This window comes from Streptomyces sp. NPDC003032 (assembly GCF_053591415.1).
Genome location: NZ_JBSFTT010000007.1, coordinates 150,894 through 171,752, shown reverse-complemented (window position 1 = coordinate 171,752; position 20,859 = coordinate 150,894). Strand labels below are relative to the sequence as shown.

Sequence of the window (20,859 nt, the reverse complement as noted above, 5' to 3'; positions counted from 1 at the left end):
AGGTCCGTCGCATGGAGAGCACCGCCGCTGATCGCTTCGAGGCCGGCCGGGCACGGCTGGCCTCGCTCGCGTACCGTCTGCTCGGCTCGGCAGCCGACGCCGAGGACGCCGTGCAGGACGCGTACCTGCGCTGGCACGCCGCCGACCGGGAGCGGATCGAGGTGCCGGAGGCGTGGCTGACCAAGGTCGTCACCAATCTGTGCCTGGACCGGCTCCGCTCGGCACAGGTACGCCGCGAACGCGCGTCCGGCGTCTGGATGCCCGAGCCGCTTCTCGACGGCGACCCGATGCTCGGCCCGGCCGACACCTTCGAGCAGCGCGAATCGGTGTCGCTCGCCGTCCTGACCCTGATGGAGCGGCTCTCACCGGTCGAACGGGCCGTCTATGTCCTGCGCGAGGTGTTCTCCTACCCCCACTCCGAGATCGCCGGGATCCTCGACATCTCGGAGTCCGCGAGCCAGCAGCACGCGCACCGGGCCCGGCACCGGGTCGCGGCCGCGCGCCGCGGCGGCGGTGAGGTCGACCCGGCGTCCGCGCGCAAGGTCCTGGAGGAGTTCCTCGCCGCCGCGTCCTCGGGCCGTACGGAACGTCTGGTGGCGCTCCTCACCGACGACGCGACCGCGGTCTCCGACGGCGCGGGCCTCGCCAGGACGCTGTGGCGCTACGAGACGCCCGAGCGCGTCGCCGCCATGATGCGGACCGCCTTCAGACCCACTCCCGCGAAGCGGCGCCTGGCCGGTGGCTCGCCCGCCTTCCACATCGGGCAGGTCAACGGCTGGCCCGCCGTGCTCGCCGTGCTGGAGGACCGGATCGTGGGCGCAGTGGCGTTCGAGATCAGCGACGGCAAGGTGGCGGCGCTGCACGGCTTCGCCGCCGCGGGACGGCTCGCCCGCCTCACAGGGGAGTGGCGGCAGCACGGACCCGACGCCCCGCCCATCGGCCAGTGGTGACCGGGGCGCTCCCTTTCATGGAGTGCCGTCCGATCCCGGCAGCTCCCCTGCCGGTCAACCTTGCCGGTCAACGCTGGGGCGTGGGGTGTGGCGTTCGGGTGGGAAGACCTGTCCGACTGGATTTCTATTAATCCCAACGAGTGGCTCGAATTCAGATTGTCGGCGGCGGCCCACAAGAATGACGAACCTCACGGCCATTGGAGGTCTCGTGTCCCGCTCCGCCTTGTCCCCGCCGAACATGACCACCCTGGGGTGTGCCCTCTTCGCGACCCGTTGGCTCCAAGCGCCCCTGTATTTCGGCCTGGTGGCCGCGCAGGGCGTCTACGTCTACAAGTTCTTCAACGAGTTGTGGCACCTCGTCCACCACGTCATCAGCGGGCACGCGGACGAGACGCACGTCATGCTCGCCGTCCTCAAGCTCGTCGACGTGGTGATGATCGCCAATCTGCTGATCATGGTGATCGTCGGGGGGTACGAGACGTTCGTCTCGCGGATCGGTCTGCAGGGCCACCGGGACCAGCCCGAGTGGCTGTCGCACGTCAATTCCAACGTGCTGAAGGTCAAGCTGGCCACCGCCATCGTGGGGATCTCTTCGGTGCATCTGCTCCAGATGTTCGTCGACGTCCACCACACGCCCCGGCACGACCTGCTGTGGGGGACGGTCATCCACATGGCGTTCATCGCCTCCGCGGCCATCCTCGCCTACATGTCCGGGCCCATGGCGGCGCACGAGGTCCGAGCGCGCACCGTGAAGGAGGACCCGCAGCCCGCCGTGGTCATTCCCGCCCAGCGGGACGGCAGGGCGGCCGAGGAGCGCATCGAGGCGGCGGAGCCGGGGGGCGAGGCCGAGGAGCGTATCGAGGCCGCCGGGTTCCCGGCCAGGAAGGTCCTTGAGATGTTCGACGAGGGGCATCTGCGGGCGCCCGAGCCGCATGTGATCACCCGGCTCGGGAAGGTCGACTTCGTCACCCGCAGGGCGAACGTGGTGCTGCTCGGCGGCCCCGGCACCGGCAAGACGCATCTGGCGGTCGCTCTCGGCGTACGGGCCTGTCAGGCCGGCCACCAGGTGCTGTTCGCGACCGCCGCCGAGTGGGGCACCCGGCTCGCGGACGCCAAGGCCGCGGGGCGGCTGCGCAAGGAGCTGGCCCGCCTTGACGCGTACCCGGTGCTCGTCGTGGACGAGGTCGGCTACGTGCCCTTCGACTCCGAGGTCGCCCACCTCCTCTTCCAGCTCGTCTCGCACCGCTACGAGCGGGCCTCGCTGATCGTCACCGGCAACCGGCCGCTGGGCCGCTGGGACGAGGTGTTCGGCGACAGCGCGACGGCCTCCGCGACGGTGGACCGTCTGGCCCACCACGCGGAGGTCATCACCCTCGACGCCGACAGCTACCGCACGCGCCGCCTGGAGGGCGCGCCGGTCGCGGCCCGCCAGGGATCCGGACCGGTCTTCTGAGGGCCTGCGGGAAGCCGGGCGGGCGGCCGATCCGGGCTGCTCAGCCGTCGGCGCGGCGCACGTGCCGGTGGCCGTCGGCCGGGTCAGGCCCGTCGGGCCGCCGCCGTCGGCGCCTCTGCCGGTGCGCCGCGGTGTGCCTCCACGAGCGCGCTGACGTCGTCCTCGCACCAGGGGCGCAGGGTGAGGGGAAGGGCGATGACGGCTTCGGGTTCATCCATGCCGTTCACCATCGGCTCTCCACCCACGTTCCCACCGGCTGGCGAAGGGGAAGAAGGAGTCGAAGAACGTCTGGAGTTCGGCCGTGACCCGTTCCTGGTCGGCCGCCGGGGTGTCGACGTCGTTCAGGCACAGGAAGTCGTACTTGTGCCCGGGGCCGAACTCCGCGAGAGCTTCCCGCGTGCCCGCCTTCCCGATGTCCACGTAACGCTGCCTGTACCTGCCGGGCACGGCACGGCCCGTGAGGTACGCGTGGTGGTGGTGCAGGGCGGTCGTCATCGCGATGTCCGTGACGGAGCGGAAACGGGAGCGGCTCGTGCGCGTCACGTCCTCCGCGAACAGCTGCTCCAACTCGGCCATCACGGAGCGGAGCTGGGGCTGCGGGGCGTGCTTGAACTTGCTCACCGTCAGACGGCCGCGGGTGTCCAGGAACAGCCTCCGCGCGTTCTTCCCGGCGGAGTTGGGCGCCGGCTCGTCGGGGTGCGGTTCGCCCAGGCCGAGCTGGAAGGAGGAGAAGGGCAGCTTGGCGATGCCGTTGCCGTGGAAGAAGTGCCCGGCGGTGACCGGTCCGGCGAAGAAGAAGTCGTCGTTGAGGTAGAGGTAGTGCTCCGACAGGCCCGGTATGTGGTGCAGTTGGGTCTCTATGGCGTGGGAGTTGAAGACGGGAAGCACCGAGGGGTCGGTGAAGATGTCCTTGTGGTCCACGACGTGGATGCCCGGGGCGCTCGTGTTCAGCCAGGCGGGGGTCTGCCCGTCGGTCACGAGGTAGACGTTCCGTACGAACGGCGCGTACATCTCGACCGAACGCAAGGAGTACTTCAGCTCGTCGCGGCTGGTGTAGCGGGAGGCTCCGGTCTCGCGTGCGTGAATGCGGGCCGTGTGCGAGTCGTCGCGGCAGGACTCGCGGCGGGCCCGCAGTTCGGGGTCCGCGCCGTCCACCCAGGTGTAGACGAGGTCGACGGGGAAGTCGACGGCGTCGATGCGGGGGAGCGAGAACGCCTCGTAGGTCGGGTAGTCGCGGCTCCCGACGGTGCGGCGGGAGGGATCACGGGCCTGGAGCGGAAGCGTGTCCGTCACGGCGTTGGGGCGGGGGGCGACGAGAGCGTCGGTGAGCACGGCGGGCGGTGCCTGCGTACGCAGGGCGTCGACGCGCTCGGTCTCCCGCTCGTCGTCGAGCAGGCGGCCTCCGTCGCGCCAGAACTCGACGTCGCACCCGTAGGACAGGTCGGCGAGTATCCGGCCGGACGGGCCGAGCAGGATCTCCCCGAAGCGGATGACGTCCTGGCGCTTCAGCGCGGTGGGCAGGGAGCCGTCCGCGTACAGCACCGCGTCGGAAGGCAGCGGGACGGTGCCGGGTTTCACGGCGTACAGCGCGGTGGCCCCGTACATCGCGCGCAGCTCGTCCAGCAGCCTCTTGCGGTCGGCGAAGCGGATGGCGACGACATGGCGGGTCTGCGAGCGGCCCGGGACCAGGAAGTAGTCGACGCCCGCGCGCTCCAGGGCGTCGGCCACCAGGCCGAGGTTGCGGGCGGAGGCGCCGGTGGCCGTGAAGTGGTCGACGGTGCGCCCGTAGTACGTACGTCCTTCGAAGCGGACTTCTCGGACCTCGGGGTCCGACTCGAGAAGGGCGAGCCGCCGGGCCGCGATCTTCTCCTGCCGCTTCTGTTCCGCTGCCGCGGCCTGCGCCGCCTTGTTCTCTCGGGCCAGTTCCTCGCTCTGTCGGGCCCGTTCTTCGCGGACGCGGGCGGGCAGCAGACGTTCGGTGAGTCTCTTGGTGCGTGACATCTTCGTGTTCAAAGTGAAGAAACTATGAAGGTGGTACTGACATTTCGTCAAGCGAGGAGTCTTTTTCTGGACCGCCTGGCCTGAAAGTCCCGAGCTGTCTCAGGACACCGGCCGGGGGCCCGGCGTGGGTGTCGCGTTCTCCGCGAGGCTCAGGTGGATCAGATGGGCCACCGTCGGCGCCGTGCGCTTGGTGCGGATACGGCGCAGATATGTGCTCACCGTGTGCACGCTGATGCCCAGCCGCCTGGCCACCTGCTTGTGGGAGAGGCCCTCCGCGATGTGCGCCAGCACTTGACGTTCTCTGTGGGACAACGCCGGTGGGGTCTGCGGGCGGCTGATTGCTGGCATGTTCCCTCCGGGAGGGACTGGCGACTTCTACGAGGCTGTGAGCGCGACTTGATCTAACCATGGCCATGCGGAAACAGAAAGCGCATGACGTTGTCAAGTCACCAACTCGGGTGACTTTAGGCGCGCTTCGGAGCGCGTGAGTGTGAAGCCGTCTCGGCTGAGCACAGCCGTGCATGGCCGATGAGTGACAGCAACAGATCAGCACAGATCAGCACAGATCAGCACAGAGGCGGACCGGGGGGAACGTGAGGCACTTTCGCCTGCTCGTCGTGGGTAACGGCGTCTCGGCGTACGGCAGCTACCTGAACATGGTCGCCCTGAACGTCTTCATCTACGAGGTGACCGACAGTGCCCTGGCCGCCGGGCTCTTCATGGCCGTGCGGTTGCTGACCAGCGTCGTATCCGGCTTTGTGAGCGGACGGCTGGTCTCGGCGTACGACCGCAAGAGGTTGATGGTCGGCGCCGATCTCACACAGTGCCTCGCCATGGTAGCGCTGCTGATCGCTCCTGCGGGCGGACGGGCCGGGCTTCTGTACGTCCTCGCCGTCGTCACCGGGTTCTGCTCGACCCTCTCGGGCGTCGCCCTGCGCAGCAGCATCCCGGAGATCGTCGGCGGTGAGCTGCGCGTTCGTGCCAACTCGCTGCTGGCCACCGGGCGTTCGCTGGCGATGATCGCCGGGTTCGCCTCGGCGGGTGTCATCGTCGCGGAGCTCGGGTACGTCGCCGCCATCTCCCTCGACGCCGCCTCCTTCGCGGTGTCGGCGAGCGTGCTGCTCGCGCTGCCGATCCGTACGAAGGAGCAGACGTCCGGGGAGGTATCCGGGAAGGCATCCGGGGAGACATCCGGCGAGGTTTCCGGAGGGGCGGCGGGCTCGGGCCAGAAGGCCGGGCGTGGGGCGCGTGGTGTCGGGGCGTTGGTGTTGTTGCGTGCCGCGCCCGTCCTCGCCGTGATGATCGCGGTCCGGGCCGCCGACGGCCTCGGGTCGTCGTCGCACAACGTGGCCCTGCCCGTCTACTCCAGCGCCCTCGATCCGTCCCATCCCGCCACGTTCGTCAGCCAGTTCTGGGCCACGTGGGCCATCGGCAGCATCGTCATGCAGCAGGTGTGCGGGCGCTGGGCGGGGCGCGGCGGGCGGCAGGGGCCGGGGGAGCGGGCCTTCGCGATCGGGGCCTGTGTGATGTCGGCCGCGTTCATCATGGTCTTCGCCGGGCTGCCGACGGGCGTGGCCGTCGTGGCCGCCCTGGTGGCGGGCATGGCGGACGGCCTCACCGAGATCGCCTACGTCAGCCGGCTCCAGGCGGCCCCCGACGAGCAGCGCGGCCGGCTCTTCGGCCTGTCCGCCTCCGTCGAGAACACCGGCTTCGGCCTCGGGATGCTGGTCAGCGGCGCGCTTCTGGATCGGTTCAGCCCGCTTCAAGTGGTCGGTCTGCTGCACGGTCTTGCGATCACGCTGTGCCTCGGGATGTTCGTCGTCCTTGTGAGGTACGGCCGCCGAAGGGACAGGGGCTCGCCCGCCGCGCCCGACGCGCCCACCGCGCCCGACCCGGCGGACCGTGACGTGCCGCCCGTCGAGAGTGAGGCCCGATGAGCGCCGCCGCCCGTGACGCCGTCGCCGTCGTCGGGATGTCCTTCCGGCTGCCCGGCGCGGACACCCCCGAGGAGTACTGGCGCACCATCCACGACGGCGCCGACCGCGTCCGCCGTTTCACCGAGGCCGAACTCGCCGCCGCGGGTGTGCCCGAGGAGCGGTACCGCGCCGACGACTTCGTCGGAGCGAGCGGCGTACTGGAGGGCATCGCCGGTTTCGACGCGGGCTTCTTCGGGATGAGCGCGCACGAGGCCCGCATCACCGACCCCCAGCACCGGCTGTTCCTGGAGTGCGTGCACCACGCCCTGGAGAACGCCGGGTACGCGGGCGGACAGGGCGGCAACGGGGCCGGTGGCGGCGGCCCCGAGGTCGGCGTCTATGCCAGCACCGGCTACCACCTCTACTCCCTCCAGACCTACCTCCAGAACAACGTCCTGCCGGAGGGCGTCACGGACTGGGTCGCCGGGCTCCAGATCACCGTCGGCAACTTCACCGACTTCACCGCCAACCGCGTCGCCTACCGCCTCGGCCTGACCGGCCCGGCCGTCAACGTCCAGACGGCGTGCTCCAGTTCGCTGACGGCCGTGTACCTCGCCGCGCAGTCCGTGGCCTACGGCGAGTGCGACATCGCGGTGGCGGGCGCCACCGCCATCCATGTGCCGCAGGTCCTCGGATACCAGTACGTCAAGGGCTCCATTCTCTCCAGGAGCGGCTCTCTGCGGCCCTTCGACGCCGACGCGGACGGCACCGTCGGCGGCACCGGTGTCGCGGCCGTCGTACTCAAGCGCCTCGACCGGGCCATCGCCGACGGCGACCACATCCACGGTGTCATCCGGGGCTGGGGCGCCAACAACGACGGCGCGGACAAGCGGGCGTTCACCGCCCCCAGCGCCGACGGCCAGCGGGGTGCCATCCGGCGCGCCCTGGAGCGGGCGGGCGTCGACGCGGGCACCGTCGGCTATCTGGAGACGCACGGGACCGGCACGTTCAAGGGCGACCCGATCGAGTTCGAGGGCGCCACCGCCGCGTTCCGCGCCGACACCGACCGCACCGGCTACTGCGCGCTCGGCTCGGTCAAGGCCAACATCGGGCACCTGGACGTGTGCTCGGGGCTCGCGAGCCTGATCAAGGCGCTGCTCGTGCTGCGGCACGGCGTCATCCCGCCGATGGCCAACTTCCGCCGCCCCAACCCCGCCCTCGACCTCGCGGCCAGCCCCTTCTACATCCCCGACTCCGCACGGCCCTGGCCGCGCGGCGACGGTCCGCGCCGGGCCTGCGTCAGCTCGTTCGGCGTCGGCGGCACCAACGTCCACGTCGTCCTGGAAGAGGCCCCCGAGCCCGCGCCCCGCCCCGCCGGCGACACTCCACCGCCCCCGGGCGTCCTGGTCGTCGCGGGCCACACCGAGGCCGCGCTCGCCGACAACGCCCTCGCCGTCCGCGACCACCTGCGCGCCCACCCCGGCACGCACCCCGCCGACCTCGTGACGACGCTGGCGCTCGGCCGCGCCCACCGCAGGCACCGCCTGGCGGTACGGGGCGACACCGTCGCCGCGCTCACCGGCGCCCTCGACGCCTGGCTCGCGGACCCGCGGCCGGGTGCGAGCGGCACGGACGCGGTCGACACCGGGTTCCTCTTCACGGGGCAGGGCAGCCTCCACCGCGGCACGGCACGCCTCCTCCACGGGCGTTTCACCGTCGTACGAGAGGTCCTGGACGCATGCGAACGGCAGTACGCCGCACTCACCGGTGGCGACAGCCTGCTGGCCCCGCTGCTCGGGGCGGGGCCTGAGCCCGGTACCGAGCCCGTCTGGCCCACCGAGGTGGCGCAGCCCGCGCTCTTCGCCCTGCAGTGCGCCCTCGTCCGCCTGTGGGACGCGGCCGGGATCGCGCCGCGCGTGGTGGCGGGGCACAGCGTGGGGGAGTACGCGGCGCTGTACGCGGCCGGAGCGCTCTCCGTGGAGGACGGGCTCCGCCTGACCGCCGGGCGCGGCACGCTGATGCGCCGCCACTGCGCGCCCGGCGCGATGGTCGCGGTGCCGGTCGAAGAGCGGGTGGCGCGGGAACTGGCCGCCGAGGTGCCCGGCATCGAGATCGCCGTCACCAACGGCGTCCGCAGCCAGGTGCTCGCGGGCCCGGTCGCGGCCGTGGAGACCCTCACGGCTCTGCTGGACGGGCGCGGGATTCCGGCGCGGGAGCTGCCGGTGCGGCACGCGTTCCACACCGCCCTGATGGACCCCGTGCTCGACGGGCTGCGCGAGCTGTGCGCCGAGGTGGGGTTCAGGCCGTGCGAGGTGCCGTTCGTGAGCGGCCTCGACGGGCGCACCCGGCCGCCCGGCTGGCTCCCGGACGCCGACTACCTCGTACGACAGGCGCGTGAACCGGTGCGGTTCGCCGAGGCCCTGCGAGAGATCGGCACGTCGCACGCGGGCGTCGGCGCGCTCCTTGAGCTGGGCCCGCACACCACGCTCAGCGGGCTCGCGCGGCGCGAGCTGCCGGACCGGGCCGCGTATCCGACGCTGCGGCGCGGCGCCGGACTCGGACCGCTCTGGGACGCGGCCGCCGGCCTCTACCGGGGCGGGGCGCCGGTCGACTGGCGGACTTTCATGGGCGGGGCGGGCCGCAGAATCCCCCTGCCCGGCTACCGATTCCAGCACAAGGACTACTGGACAGGGCCGGAGAACCACCTTCTCCGGTCCGCACAACCGGCAAGGGATGGGGCCGAAGTGGCACAGGACGAGGCAGGGGCAGCGGTCGAGCGTGTGCTCCAGCACATCATCAAGGTCACCGCGAAGCACCTCAGCTACGACACGAGCGAGATAGCCGAGGACGCGTCCTTCTTCGACCTCGGCGCGGACTCGCTGCAGATGATCGGCGTGCTGCGCGAGTTGGAGGAGGAGCACCGGGTCAAGGTGTCGATGCGGGAGCTCTTCGAGGAGGCGGGCTCGGCGAAGGGGCTCGCGCTGATCATCGTACGGAAGATGGGGGGTGCGGGCGCGGCGGTGACCGCGCAGAGCGCGTCATCGGCCCCGGCACCGCCTGTGTCGTTCGCGCCCGCGCCGGTCGTCCCGACGCCCTCCGTGCCTGAGCCGCTCGCGCCCGCTGTGGCCGCCCCCGCCCCGGTCACCGCCCCCTCCCCGGCCGAGTACGCCACTCGCCGCGAAGTCGAGGACCTCGTACGCCAGGTCCATCAGCTCTCCCAGATGCAGCTCCAACTGATGGGCCAGCTCTCTCAACTGCTGGCGGCACAGACGGCCCAGGCCACCCAGACCACCCGGACCGACCGATGAGCGGCGGCGCCCGGAGTTCCGTCTCCGCGGCGGTCGACCAGGACCTCGCCGCGATGGCCCAGCTCTCGCAGCGCATCGCCCGCCAGATGGGGGCCCCGGCGGCACCCGAGGAGGAGCGGCCCGCGGCCCGGCCCGCCCAGCACGGGCCCCGCCTGGAGGTGCCCCGCGCCTCCGGCATGGTCCGCGGCGGCTCGCCCGAGACCCAGCGGGCCCACCTCGACGACCTCGTGCGCCGCTACACCGCCAAGACGCCGACGTCGAAGCGGATCGCCCAGCGCTACCGCCGGGTGCTCGCCGACAGCCGGGCGGCGGTCGGGTTCCGCAGCAGCACGAAGGAGATGCTGTACCCCATCGCGGGCCGGCGTGCGCGCGGCTCGTGGCTGGAGGACATCGACGGCAACCGCTACGTCGACATCACCATGGGCTTCGGCGTACTGCTCTTCGGCCACGAGCCCGCCTTCGTCTCCGAAGCGGTACGCGAGCACCTCTCGCGCGGCATCCAGCTCGGCCCCCGCAACGTCGAGACCGGCGAGGCCGCCGAACTGCTCGCCGAGCTGACCGGCATGGAGCGCGTCGCCTTCGCCAACTCCGGCACGGAGGCGAACTCCGCCGCCATCCGCCTCGCCCGCGCCGCCACCGGCCGCTCCCGGATCATCACCTTCGAGGGCGCCTACCACGGCCACAACGACAACGTCCTCGGCCGCTCCCCGCGCACCGGCGGCGAGGGCCTCACCACCGTCCCGATGTCCGCGGGCGTCCCGCACAACGCCGTCGCCGACCTGCTCGTCCTGCCGTACGGCAGCGAGGAGAGCCTCGCCGTCATCGAGCAGCAGGCGGGCGACATCGCGGCGGTCGTCGTCGAGCCGGTGCAGAGCCGACACCCCTCGCTGCGGCCCGCCGAGTTCGTACGGCGGCTGCGCGAGGTCACCCGGCGGCACGGCATCGTGCTGCTCTTCGACGAGATGCTGACCGGCTTCCGCCCCGCGCCGCGCGGCGCCCAGGAGCTCTACGGCGTCACCCCCGACCTCGCCACCTACGGCAAACTGCTCGGCGGCGGCTTCCCCATCGGGGCCATCGCCGGGCGCGCCGACATCATGGACGGCATCGACGGCGGCCACTGGAGCTACGGGGACGACAGCTATCCGGCGGCCGACACGACGTTCTTCGGCGGTACGTACATCCAGCACCCCGTGTCGATGGTCGCCACGCGCGCCGTGCTCGCCCACCTCAAGGAGCACAGCCCACGGCTCCAGGAGCGGCTGAACGCCCGCACCGACGAGCTGGCGGGCACGCTCAACGCCTTCTTCGAGGCGGAGGAGTTCGCCCTGAGCATGAGCCACTTCGGCTCGATGTTCCGGTTCGAGCACCGCGCGGACATGGAGCTGCTCTACCACCATCTGATGCTGCGCGGCGTCCATGTGTGGGAGTGGCGCAACTTCTTCCTCTCCACCGAACACTCCGACGGTGACGTCGAGTTCATCGTGGACGCGGTGAAGGGCTCCCTGCGGGAGCTGCGCGACGCGGGCTTCTTCCGTACGGCGACGAAGGGGTCCCCAGTCACCACAGCACCGAAGCCGGAGCCGGAGCCGAAGCCGGAGCCGAGGCCCAAGCCCCAGGCCATGGCCTGGAACGGCGCCGCTGCCGCCGCCGCCCCGCGAGCCGAGGTGAAGGCCCCGCCGCCCCCCACCCGCCCCCTCGACTTCGGCGTCTACTTCTTCGGCGACTACCCGCAGGAAGAGGAGACGGCCGCCGGGCACGGCAAGTACGACCACCTCGTGGAGACCGCCCGTTTCGCCGACCGCAACGGCTTCCACTCCCTGTGGATCCCCGAGCGGCACTTCCACTCCTTCGGCGGCCTCTTCCCCAACCCGGTCGTGCTCGCCGCCGCGCTCGCCCGCGAGACCGGCCGCATCCGCATCAACGCGGGCTCCGTCGTGCTCCCGCTGCACGACCCGATCCGCGTGGCCGAGGAGTGGTCGATGGTCGACAACCTCTCCGGAGGCCGGATCGGCATCGGCTGCGCCAGCGGCTGGCACTCCAACGACTTCGTCTTCTTCCCCGAACGCTTCGGCTCCCACAAGGAGACGATGTACGAACAGGTCGAAGAGGTGCGGAAGCTGTGGCGCGGCGACGCCGTGCGCCGTACCACCGGTGACGGGGAGAGCGACCTGCGCCTGTTCCCGCGCCCCGTCCAGGACGCCCCGCCCATGTACACGGCCGTCGTCGGCAACCCGGCCTCGTACGAGCTGGCCGCACGCCACGACCTCGGCATCGTCACCAACCTCATGACGCAGGGCGTCGACCAGCTCCGGGAGAACATCGCGCTCTACCGCCGTACGCGCGCCGAGCACGGCCTGGACCCGGACGCGGGGCACGTGGCCGTGCTCCTGCACACCTACCTCGCCGAGGACCACGCGGCGGCGCGCGCCGAGGCCCGCGAGCCGCTGTCGCGGTACATGCGGGCGTCCCTGTCCCTGTTCGGCGGCGTCGCGAACAGCCTGGGTCAGCAGGTCGACCTGTCGGCGATGACGGAGGACGACCTGGACGTCGTATTCCGCCGCGCCTACGACCGCTACTGCGACCACCGCGCCCTCATCGGCAGCCCCGAGAGCGTGCGGCCGGTCGTGGAGGAGGTGCGTGGCGCGGGCGCCGACGAGGTCGTCGCGCTGGTCGACTTCGGTGTGGAGCCGGCCGCGATGCGCGCGGGCCTCGTCCACCTCGACGCGCTGCGCCGCTCCTGCACGGAGGCCACGCCCGCACCGGCCCCGGCTCCCGGCCCCGGCGCGCCCCTGTCGCCCGGCCAGCAGCGGATCTGGTTCCTGGAGCGGATGCTCCCCGGCCGTACCGCGTACAACGAGGTCAAGGCCATCGAGCTGGAAGGCCCGGTCGACGTCGACGCGCTGCGGTCCTCCCTGTGCGCGCTGACCGCGCGGCACGAGCAGCTGCGTACGGTCTTCCGCGAGGTGGCGGGCGAGGCGCGGCAGTTCGCTCAGGCGCCGGGTGAGGTGGACTTCGCGGTCGTCGACGGCACGGCGGGTGGTGGCGGAGCGGTCGCCGACACCCTCAAGGCGGAGAGCGAGCGCCGCTTCGACCTGGCGGACGGGCCCCTGTTCGTCACCCGCCTCGTCATGCTGGGCGCCGAGCGGCACGTCCTGGTCCTGTCCCTGCACCACATCGTGATGGACGCGGCGTCGGCCGCCGTACTCGCCCGCGACGTCTCCGCCCTCTACCGGGCGCGGCTCACGGGCGCCCCGGCCGCCGACCTCCCCGACCTCACCCATACGTACGCCGATCACGCCCGCCGCCGGCTCGACTCCCTCGCCGACCTCGCCGACACGAAGGCGGCGGAGGATCTCGCGTACTGGAAGAAGGCGCTCGACGGCGACCTCCCCGTCCTCGGCCTGCCCACCGACCGGCCGAGGCCCGCCGTGATGACGTCGAACGGCCGCGCCCTGTTCCGCACGCTCACCCCCGAACTGACGGCGGCGGTGAAGAAGTACAGCCGCGAGCGGCGCAGCACCCTCTTCATGACACTGCTCGCCGGATACGCGGCCGCGCTGCGCCGCGTCACCGGCCAGGACGACCTCGTCATCGGCACCCCCATGTCCGACCGCAGGCCCCCGTACGAGGACGTCGTCGGGTTCTTCGTGAACACCCTGGCGCTGCGGATCGACCTCTCCGGGGACCCGGACTTCGGCACGCTCCTCGACCGGGTGCGCGCGGTCGCCCTGGACGCGTACGACCATGCCGACGTGCCCTTCGAAGCGGTCGTCCGGGAGCTGGCGCCCGCGCGGGCACTCGACCGGACCCCCGTCTTCCAGACGCTCGCCGAGTTCGAGACCGGCGACCCCTTCCGCTTCGACCTGCCCGGGGTGCGGGCGACCCCGCTGGACTCAGGTCCCGACAAGGCGCTGACCGACCTCAGCGTGTACTTCACCGATCAGCCGGACGGCGTCCGCTGCCACCTGGAGTACAACTCGGACCTGTTCGACGAGGCGACGGTCGACGCGCTCTTCGGTACGTTCCGCGACGTCCTCGCGGAGGCGGTGGGCGGCGGCGGCACGGTGCCCGACGCGTGGCGGCGCGGGCCCGTACGGCAGCGGACCCGCGCCACCGTGCACTCCCTGGTGTCGCGGTGGGCCGAGGTGGCCCCGGGCCGCACCGCCGTGATCAGTGGCGAACAGACGCTGACGTACCGCGAGTTGGACGAGCGCGCCGAGCGGCTCGCGGCCGTCCTGCGCGGATCGGCCGGGAGCGGAGCACCGGTCGCCCTGTGGCTGCCGCGCGGCATCGACCTGATCGTCGCCATGCTCGCCGCCCTCAAGTCCGGCCGCGGCTACGTGCCGTTGGACCCCGGCCAGGGCCGGGCCCGCGCCGAGGCGATCCTCGCGGAGAGCGGCGCCCGGGTCCTGGTGGTCAACGGTGACGGGCGGGCGGACGAGCGGCCGGTGCCGCCGGAGGGCACCGCGGTGGTGGATGTCGGCGCCGTGTCGCCCGCCTCCGCGGAGGTCCTGGCGGACGACCCCGACCCCGGCTCCCTCTGCCTCGCCATCTACACCTCCGGCAGCACCGGGGCCCCCAAGGGCGTGGCCATCCCGCACCGGGCCGTCGTGGACCTGTGCCAGTGGCACCACGAGCGCTTCGGGTTCACCGCGGACGACCGCGCCGCGGCCGTCTGCGGTCAGGGCTTCGACGCCGCCGTGCTGGAGATCTGGCCCGCGCTGACCGCCGGCGCCACGGTCGTCGTCGCCGACGAGACGGTCCGCAAGGACCCGGCCGCGCTGGCCCGCTGGTACGCGGACCACCGGATCACCTTCTCCATCGTGCCGACCGCGCTCGGCGAGGCGGTCCTCGCGCTGCCGGACGACCGGCAGCCCCCGCTGCGGTACCTGCTGCTCGGCGGCGACGTGCTGCGCACCCGGCCGCGCCGCGGCGCTCCGTACGAGACGGTGAACGTGTACGGCCCCACCGAGGCGACGGTGCTCTGCACGGCCCACACGGTGGAGCCCTCCGGCACCTCCCGTACTCACGGCGACTCCGAGGCTCATGGCACCTCCGAGGCCCCGGACCCGATCCCGATCGGCCGGCCCGTGGACAACGTCACGCTGCGGGTGCTCGACGCCGGCGGCCGTGAGGTGCCCGCCGGGGAGGTGGGGGAGCTGTACGTCGGCGGGCCCGGCGTGGCCACCGGCTATCTGGGCCGGCCCGACCTGACGGCCGAGCGCTTCGTCCGCGATCCGCTGGGCGGCGCCGAGCCGATGTACCGCACCGGTGACCTGGTGCGCTGGGACGAGGCGGGGGTCCTGGAGTTCCGGGGCCGCTCCGACGACCAGGTGAAGATACGGGGCTTCCGCGTCGAGCCCGAGGAGGTCGCGCGGGCCCTCAACGGTCTGCCGGGGGTCGCAGAAGCGGTCGTCCTGTCCCGCCGCGACCGGCGGGGCGACGCCCGGCTCGTCGCCTATGTCGTCCCGGTGGGGGCGACGGTGGCGGTGGCGGCGCGGTCTCAGGAGCTGGCCGACCGGCTCACGGCGGAACTGGCCGTACGGCTGCCCGACCACCTGGTGCCGCGCGCCTGGGCCGTACTGCCCGCGCTCCCGCTGTCCGCCAACGGCAAGCTGGACCGGTCCGCGCTGCCCGCGCCCTCCCTGACTACCTCACCCCCGATCACCTCACCCCCGGCCACCTCGCCCGTCGCCCCCACGCGTCCCGCTCGGCGGCAGGACGTCGAAGCGCGGCTGCGGCAGCTGTGGGCCGAGGAGTTCGAGACCGAGGCGGAGGCAGTCGGCGCCGATGCCTCGTTCTTCGAGCTGGGCGGTCACTCCATCACGGCCATCCGCCTCGCCAACAGCGTGCGGGAGGAGTTCGGCGTCGAGTACCCCGTCGCCCGGTTCTACGAGGAGCCCACGCTGCGCGCGATGGCGGCGTACCTTTCGGGCGGTGCGGCGGGCGAAGGCCCGAGCGACGACGTGATCGGCGCCGCCCCCGTCACCGCCCAGCAGAGCGCCTTCATCACCCGGCACCTGACCCACCCCCGCCCGCAGATCTACAACGTGGCGATGCGCCTGACCCTCACTGGGGCGCTGGACGTACCGGCCCTGCGCACCGCGCTGACCCAACTGGTCGCCCGGCACGAGGGGTTGCGCACCCGTCTCGTGGAGGACGAGGACGCGGGGGAGTGGCGGCAGCAGACCTTGCGCCCCCGGCCGGTCGAGCTGCCGGAGGAGGACCTGCTCGCGCGCCACGGCTCGGTGGGCGAGGCGGAGGCGGAGGCGGAGCGCCTGGCGGCGGAGACGGCGGCGGTCCCGTTCGACATACGGGCGGAACTCGCCCCCGTCTTCCGCCTGTTGCGCACCGACCGCGACCGCTGGGTGCTGCTCTTCGTCCTGCACCACGCGGCCTGCGACGGCTGGTCGGTCAGCATCCTGCTGCGCGAACTGGCCGCGCTGTACCGGGCGGCGGCCACCGGAGAGCCGCACGGTCTGGCGGACGGCGTACCGCAGCCCGGCGAGTACGCGCGCTGGCAGCGCGAGCGCGGCCGGACCCAGGACAAGGGCCGCCTGGTCGACTACTGGGCACGGCAGCTGGCGGGCGCCCCCTTCGCGCTCCCGCTGCCGCTGGACCGGCCCCGCCCGAAGGAGCTGAGCGGGGCGGGTGACGTGGTGCTGTTCACGGTGGAGCGGTCCGTGCGGGCGGGCGTGGAGGCGGTGGCGCGACGGCACCGTACGACGCCCTTCGTGGTGACGGCGGCGGCCATGGCACGCATGGTCGCGAAGGTGGCGGACGAGCCGGACGTCGTCCTCGCCATCTCCTACGCCAACCGCGAGCGGCGGGAGTTCGAGGCGCTCGCTGCCTGCACGGTGTCATCCTTCACGCTGCGGATTCGCGGCGGCGACGCCGACTCGTTCGGCGCGCTGGTGGACCAGGTGGCGCGCAGCGCGGTCGAGGCCATCGACCATGCCGCGCCGATCCGGGTCGTGGCGCAGGAGCTGGGGGAAGCGCTGGGCACCGAGATACCCGACCGGCTGCCGCTCGGCTTCCAGTACCAGAGCTCGCTGGAGACGGACATCGAACTGCCGGGTCTGACCACGGGGGTGGAGGATCTCGCGGTGCCCGGCGCGCGCTCCGAGTTCAACTTCGGTCTGATCCCGACGGGCGACGTCCTCTCCGGCTACCTGGAGTACTCGACCGACCTGTGGGACCGGGACACGGTCGAAGCGTGGACCACGGCGTACGTCGAACTCTTGGCGGAAGGCGTCGCGGAAGCGGGGGAGGGGGAAGGCGAGGGCTGAGCGGCTGGGTTTCATGGGCGGCGGTGCCGGGACCGTCGCCGAAAGCCGGTCGCCGCGGGCTTCGCCGGACACTACGGTGCCGGTCATGCTGCCCGAGGTGAACACCGACGAAGAATTTGACCGTGTCATCCCTGACGAAGCGGTCATGCGCCCCGGGGCCGAGGACCTGTGCGCGAGGCTGGGGCTGGCCGGCGCGCCCCTGACGCGCTACCCGGAGGGCTCCATGCCCGTCTACGCGGTCGGCGACCGGCATGTCCTGAAGCTCTTCCCCGCGGTGGACGCCGACGACGCCACCACCGAGGCCCGCGTGCTGAGCCACGTCCAGGGCAGGCTGCCGGTCCCCACCCCGCAGATGCGCGACGCCGGCGCGTACGAGAACGGCTGGCGCTACGTCCTGATGTCCCGCCTGCCCGGCGAGGGCCTCGCCACCGCCTGGCCGGACATCCCGCGCGCCGACCGGGAGCGGATCGTCGCCGACGCGGCGGAGGCCCTCGCGGCGCTGCACGCCCTGGACCCCGAGCCGCTCTCCGACGTCCTCGGGCCGGGCGACTGGGACGCCTTCCTCGCCGGACAGCGTGTCGGCGCGGTGGACCGCCAGCGCAAGCGCGCGCTGCCGGAGAGCTGGCTGGAGCAGATCCCCGACTTCCTGGACTCCGTGCCGCTGCCCGCCGACGGGCGCGGTGGGCGCTCCCTGCTGCACACCGAGTTCATGCGCCAGCACCTGGTCGTCGACCGGGCCGACCACTGGCGGCTCACCGGCCTCTTCGACTTCGAGCCCGCGATGATCGGCGACCCGGCGTACGACTTCGTGGGCGTCGGAGTCTTCGTCACCCGGGCCGAGCCGGGACTCCTGCCGCGCTTCATGAAGGAGTACGGCACGACGTACGATCCGCGCCAACTCCTCGCGTACACGCTGCTCCACGTGTACAGCCACCTGCCCTGGTACATGCGGGAACTGCCCGCTCCGCCCGAGCCGACGCTGGAGGCGCTCGCCGAGACGTGGTTCGGGCAGGGGCTCTGGCCCGGCTCCGGAGAGCGGTGCCTCAGACCGTCTTCAGAGGACGGTGCGGGCCATCCGGGAGGACGACCTCGACCGCGTCGCCGGGGCGGATCTCACCGCCCTGCCGGACCACGCTCATGACGCCCGACTTGTGGGCGACGGCGCCGTCCGTGCCGCGTCCGACGACCTTCTTCATCAGCCCGGCCCGGAAGTCGTCGATCTGGCGGCAGGGGTTGCGCAGCCCCGTGACCTCCACGACGGCGGACCCGCCGATGCGCAGGAGCGCGCCCGTGGGCAGGCCGAGGAGGTCGACGCCGCGCGTGGTGATGTTCTCGCCCAGCTCACCAGGCGCCACGGCGAAGCCGTCCGCCGCCAGCTCGTCGAAGAGCTCCTCGTGGATGAGGTGGACCTGGCGCAGGTTGGGCTGGTCGGGGTTCTGCCGTACGCGGAAGCGGTGCTTGACCTTCTCCCCGGCGTGCACGTCCCCCTCGACGCCGAGCCCGGCGAGCAGCGTGACGCTCTCGCGGTTCGGCTTGCTGAAGGAGTACGTCGCGTTGCTGCTGACCGCCGTGACCCTCGCGCCCATCGTGCGTGGCCCTCTTCTTTCCGTGACTGCCGTGACTGCCGTGACTGCCGTGACTGCCGTGACTGCCGTGACCGCCGTGGCTTTTCGTGACTTTCCGTGCCGCCGTTACCGCGCGACCCTAACCCGCCTCAGCCGACCGGGGCCAAGGTCAGATACGTGATCCCGAGCACGGTGCGGTAGCCGCGCAGCCAGGCGGAGCGCTGTACGTCGACGCTCGTCCGTGTCGCGGCCGCCGACGGGTGGTCCGGGTGTGCGGCGAGCCACTCCTCGGCGTCACAGCGGTAGCCGGACTCGAACTCCTCCCACTCCTCCTCGCTCGCCGTCTCCACCCACAGCGGGCGGAACCCCGCCTCGATCGCCGCGTCCACCAGATCGCCGAGGAGCAGATGCTCGTCGGCGCGGGCGTCCGGCCACATCGCGGCGAGCTGGTCCTCGGTGGGCGTGCGCTGCCAGAAGCCCTCGCCGAGGACCACCCGGCCGCCGGGATTCACCAGGCCGCGCAGCGCGTGCAGGGCCTCGACCGTCGCCACGCGGGGCAGCGCGGCGGCGCTGAGTGCCTGCGTCGCGCCGAGGCAGAGCACGATGTCGGCCGGGCCGCGCGTGGTGTCCGTCGCCGACTCCTCGGCGAAGACGGTCCGTCCGTCGAGGCCGCGCTCCTTGGCGGCGACGCGACCGCGCGCCAGGTCCTCGGCCTTGATGTCCACGCCGACGCCGGTGGCGTCCGGCGCGGCTTCGAGGACACGGAGCAGCAGCTCGCCCCAGCCGCAGCCGAGGTCGAGGACCGTACGGGGCCCTGTCGCCGCGAGCCGTTCCACGATGCGCCGCGCGCGGGCCTCGGAGAGGGGGCCGTGGAAGGAGAGACGGGTGAGCCGCGGCGTAAGTCCGGAGTCAGTGGTCATGGCGGGCGACGCTAGCCCTGCAACAGCCCTTCCGTACAAGGATTTTCGACCGCACGGCGCTCTCAGCTCGCCCCGGTGCGCTCGGCGACGCGGCGCAGACGCGCGGCGAACACGGCCTCCGCGTCCGGGGTGAGGGTGCGCAGCGCGACCATGGCCGTCACGACGACGTCGCAGAGTTCGGCCTGGACGTCGTCCCAGGTGTGGGTGGTGCCCTTGCGCGGGTTCTGGCCGGTCGCGCCGATGACGGCCTGCGCGACCTCGCCGACCTCCTCGGAGAGCTTCAACACGCGGAGCAGGAGCGCCTCTTGAGGCGCGCGGTCATTGTGGGACTCCAGCCAGTCGTGCAGACGGCCGATGGTGTCCCACAGCTCGGGGGAGTCGTTCATGGCCCGCAGCCTGCCACGGCGGCCGGGCCGTGTCCGCCCTAGCCCTCGGACGAGACGCCCTCGCCCTGCTCGCGGACGTTCTTGTTCCTGGCGCCCAGCGTCGCCAGCACCCCCACCGCCGTCCCGCCGAGCGCGGCCGGCACCATCCAGCCGCGGTTGAGGGAGTGGCCGAGCGCGTGGTCGGCGGAGTAGCGGCCGGGGCCCGTGACGGCGAGGGCCGCGGAGACCATGCCGAGGAACGCCGGGTACTCGTAGCCACCGCCCTGGCTGAAGAAGCCGTTCGGCGTGTGCACGGCGGAGGCGCCCGCCATCGCGCCCGCCGCCGCGGAGCCGGCCGCGGGCGTGGCGAGGCCGAGGGCGAGCAGTGTGCCGCCGCCCGCTTCGGCGACCCCCGCGATCACGGCGTTCACCTTGCCGGGCACGTATCCGATGGACTCCATCCAGGCGCCCGTGCCCCGGAGACCGCCGCCGCCGAACCAGCCGAACAGCTTCTGGGCGCCGTGCGCGGCGAGCACGCCTCCGGTCCCCACGCGCAGCAGCAGCAGTCCGAGGTCGCGCCGGTCCAGGCATGAGCAGGTCATCAGGGCTCCCAGGTCGGTGGGTCGGCTCGCGCCGTACGGTCCTCTCCCACCGTCCGCCGGACCGGCGCCGGGCACCCGGCCCGCGCGGCCGTCCGGGTGAGGGCCCCCGCGCCCCCGGCCTTCCCGGTGGCGGGGCGTTCGGCCCGGTGTGACCGTGGGCCCATGAGCATCCAGGTAAACCGGCTCGGCGACCCCACGGTCCGAGCCTTCGTCGCCGCGGTGAACGCCCACGACAAGGACGCCTTCGAGGCGCTGCTCGCTCCCGGCGCGACCATGTCCGACGACGGCTCCGACCGGAACATCGCCGAGTGGACCGACCGCGAGATCTTCTCCTCCAACGGCCACATGGACGTCGAATCGGAGTCCGACGCCGGCCGCACCCTCCTCGTCAGCTACCGCAACGACACATGGGGCGAGATGCGGACGAAGTGGTACTTCACGATCGACGACGCAGGCAGGATCGCCCGCTTCGAAACGGGCCAGGCCTGAC

The 20,859-nt window shown here is 72.4% G+C and carries 14 protein-coding genes; 7 read left to right on the top strand and 7 right to left on the bottom strand.

Annotation, left to right across the window (positions count from 1 at the left end; all coding sequences use genetic code 11):
* Positions 1–11 precede the first annotated feature (11 nt).
* Together ACWDZ7_RS12570 and istB are read left to right on the top strand one after the other, a co-directional pair.
* Positions 12–950 carry a sigma-70 family RNA polymerase sigma factor gene (locus tag ACWDZ7_RS12570; RefSeq protein ID WP_451796656.1) on the top strand — a complete coding sequence of 313 codons (939 nt, stop codon included), beginning with the start codon at positions 12–14 and terminating at the stop codon, positions 948–950.
* Between the two features lie 208 nt (positions 951–1,158).
* Positions 1,159–2,403 (top strand): IS21-like element helper ATPase IstB, encoded by a 1,245-nt coding sequence (gene istB / locus ACWDZ7_RS12565; protein ID WP_451796655.1) that lies wholly within the window; start codon positions 1,159–1,161, stop codon positions 2,401–2,403.
* A gap of 83 nt (positions 2,404–2,486) precedes the next feature.
* Here istB and ACWDZ7_RS12560 read toward each other — a convergent pair whose 3' ends face one another.
* The 3 genes from ACWDZ7_RS12560 to ACWDZ7_RS12550 all read right to left on the bottom strand — a co-directional run bounded on the left by ACWDZ7_RS12560 (position 2,487) and on the right by ACWDZ7_RS12550 (position 4,752).
* Entirely contained in the window at positions 2,487–2,621 is a 135-nt protein-coding gene (locus tag ACWDZ7_RS12560; protein ID WP_451796654.1) for a hypothetical protein, read from the bottom strand.
* Positions 2,614–4,404: a stealth family protein gene (locus tag ACWDZ7_RS12555; protein WP_451796653.1), complete on the bottom strand. Its 1,791-nt coding sequence runs from the start codon at positions 4,402–4,404 to the stop codon at positions 2,614–2,616. Before ACWDZ7_RS12555 ends, ACWDZ7_RS12560 begins: the two co-directional genes overlap by 8 nt.
* Positions 4,405–4,503: 99 nt before the next feature.
* The gene (locus ACWDZ7_RS12550; RefSeq protein WP_451796652.1) at positions 4,504–4,752 is read right to left on the bottom strand and encodes a response regulator transcription factor; all 249 of its coding nucleotides are present in this window, start codon (positions 4,750–4,752) and stop codon (positions 4,504–4,506) included.
* Between the two features lie 245 nt (positions 4,753–4,997).
* On the opposite strand from ACWDZ7_RS12550, the gene ACWDZ7_RS12545 reads away from it, so the two are divergent.
* The 4 genes from ACWDZ7_RS12545 to ACWDZ7_RS12530 all read left to right on the top strand — a co-directional run bounded on the left by ACWDZ7_RS12545 (position 4,998) and on the right by ACWDZ7_RS12530 (position 18,058).
* Positions 4,998–6,341, top strand: a complete 1,344-nt coding sequence (locus tag ACWDZ7_RS12545; RefSeq protein ID WP_451796651.1) for an MFS transporter — start codon at positions 4,998–5,000, stop codon at positions 6,339–6,341.
* Complete coding sequence (locus ACWDZ7_RS12540) at positions 6,338–9,628, top strand: type I polyketide synthase (protein WP_451796650.1); 3,291 nt, start codon at positions 6,338–6,340, stop codon at positions 9,626–9,628. Before ACWDZ7_RS12545 ends, ACWDZ7_RS12540 begins: the two co-directional genes overlap by 4 nt.
* Positions 9,625–16,917, top strand: a complete 7,293-nt coding sequence (locus ACWDZ7_RS12535; RefSeq protein ID WP_451796649.1) for a MupA/Atu3671 family FMN-dependent luciferase-like monooxygenase — start codon at positions 9,625–9,627, stop codon at positions 16,915–16,917. The genes ACWDZ7_RS12540 and ACWDZ7_RS12535 overlap by 4 nt, the downstream gene beginning before the upstream one ends.
* Positions 16,918–17,002: 85 nt before the next feature.
* Positions 17,003–18,058 (top strand): aminoglycoside phosphotransferase family protein, encoded by a 1,056-nt coding sequence (locus tag ACWDZ7_RS12530; RefSeq protein ID WP_451796648.1) that lies wholly within the window; start codon positions 17,003–17,005, stop codon positions 18,056–18,058.
* Here ACWDZ7_RS12530 and ACWDZ7_RS12525 read toward each other — a convergent pair.
* The 4 genes from ACWDZ7_RS12525 to ACWDZ7_RS12510 all read right to left on the bottom strand — a co-directional run bounded on the left by ACWDZ7_RS12525 (position 17,961) and on the right by ACWDZ7_RS12510 (position 20,369).
* Positions 17,961–18,503, bottom strand: a complete 543-nt coding sequence (locus tag ACWDZ7_RS12525; protein WP_451796647.1) for an MOSC domain-containing protein — start codon at positions 18,501–18,503, stop codon at positions 17,961–17,963. The genes ACWDZ7_RS12530 and ACWDZ7_RS12525 overlap by 98 nt on opposite strands.
* Before the next feature lie 128 nt (positions 18,504–18,631).
* Complete coding sequence (locus tag ACWDZ7_RS12520; RefSeq protein WP_451796646.1) at positions 18,632–19,402, bottom strand: SAM-dependent methyltransferase; 771 nt, start codon at positions 19,400–19,402, stop codon at positions 18,632–18,634.
* Between the two features lie 62 nt (positions 19,403–19,464).
* On the bottom strand, positions 19,465–19,788 hold the full coding sequence (locus tag ACWDZ7_RS12515) for a MazG-like family protein (protein WP_451796645.1): 324 nt from the start codon (positions 19,786–19,788) through the stop codon (positions 19,465–19,467).
* Positions 19,789–19,826: 38 nt separating this feature from the next.
* The gene (locus ACWDZ7_RS12510; protein ID WP_451796644.1) at positions 19,827–20,369 is read right to left on the bottom strand and encodes a DoxX family protein; all 543 of its coding nucleotides are present in this window, start codon (positions 20,367–20,369) and stop codon (positions 19,827–19,829) included.
* Positions 20,370–20,531: 162 nt separating this feature from the next.
* Here ACWDZ7_RS12510 and ACWDZ7_RS12505 point away from each other — a divergent pair, with 162 nt between their 5' ends.
* Positions 20,532–20,858, top strand: a complete 327-nt coding sequence (locus tag ACWDZ7_RS12505) for a nuclear transport factor 2 family protein (protein WP_451796643.1) — start codon at positions 20,532–20,534, stop codon at positions 20,856–20,858.
* Position 20,859 lies beyond the last annotated feature (1 nt).

Excerpts from the sequence above, each read along its gene's own strand:
- ACWDZ7_RS12560 (WP_451796654.1), bottom strand. The coding sequence starts at position 2,621 with ATGGATGAACCCGAAGCCGTCATCGCCCTTCCCCTCACCCTGCGCCCC.
- ACWDZ7_RS12530 (WP_451796648.1), top strand. The coding sequence starts at position 17,003 with ATGCTGCCCGAGGTGAACACCGACGAAGAATTTGACCGTGTCATCCCT.
- ACWDZ7_RS12510 (WP_451796644.1), bottom strand. The coding sequence starts at position 20,369 with ATGACCTGCTCATGCCTGGACCGGCGCGACCTCGGACTGCTGCTGCTG.
- ACWDZ7_RS12570 (WP_451796656.1), top strand. The coding sequence starts at position 12 with ATGGAGAGCACCGCCGCTGATCGCTTCGAGGCCGGCCGGGCACGGCTG.
- ACWDZ7_RS12535 (WP_451796649.1), top strand. The coding sequence starts at position 9,625 with ATGAGCGGCGGCGCCCGGAGTTCCGTCTCCGCGGCGGTCGACCAGGAC.
- ACWDZ7_RS12520 (WP_451796646.1), bottom strand. The coding sequence starts at position 19,402 with ATGACCACTGACTCCGGACTTACGCCGCGGCTCACCCGTCTCTCCTTC.
- ACWDZ7_RS12555 (WP_451796653.1), bottom strand. The coding sequence starts at position 4,404 with ATGTCACGCACCAAGAGACTCACCGAACGTCTGCTGCCCGCCCGCGTC.
- ACWDZ7_RS12525 (WP_451796647.1), bottom strand. The coding sequence starts at position 18,503 with ATGGGCGCGAGGGTCACGGCGGTCAGCAGCAACGCGACGTACTCCTTC.
- ACWDZ7_RS12540 (WP_451796650.1), top strand. The coding sequence starts at position 6,338 with ATGAGCGCCGCCGCCCGTGACGCCGTCGCCGTCGTCGGGATGTCCTTC.
- ACWDZ7_RS12505 (WP_451796643.1), top strand. The coding sequence starts at position 20,532 with ATGAGCATCCAGGTAAACCGGCTCGGCGACCCCACGGTCCGAGCCTTC.
- ACWDZ7_RS12550 (WP_451796652.1), bottom strand. The coding sequence starts at position 4,752 with ATGCCAGCAATCAGCCGCCCGCAGACCCCACCGGCGTTGTCCCACAGA.
- ACWDZ7_RS12515 (WP_451796645.1), bottom strand. The coding sequence starts at position 19,788 with ATGAACGACTCCCCCGAGCTGTGGGACACCATCGGCCGTCTGCACGAC.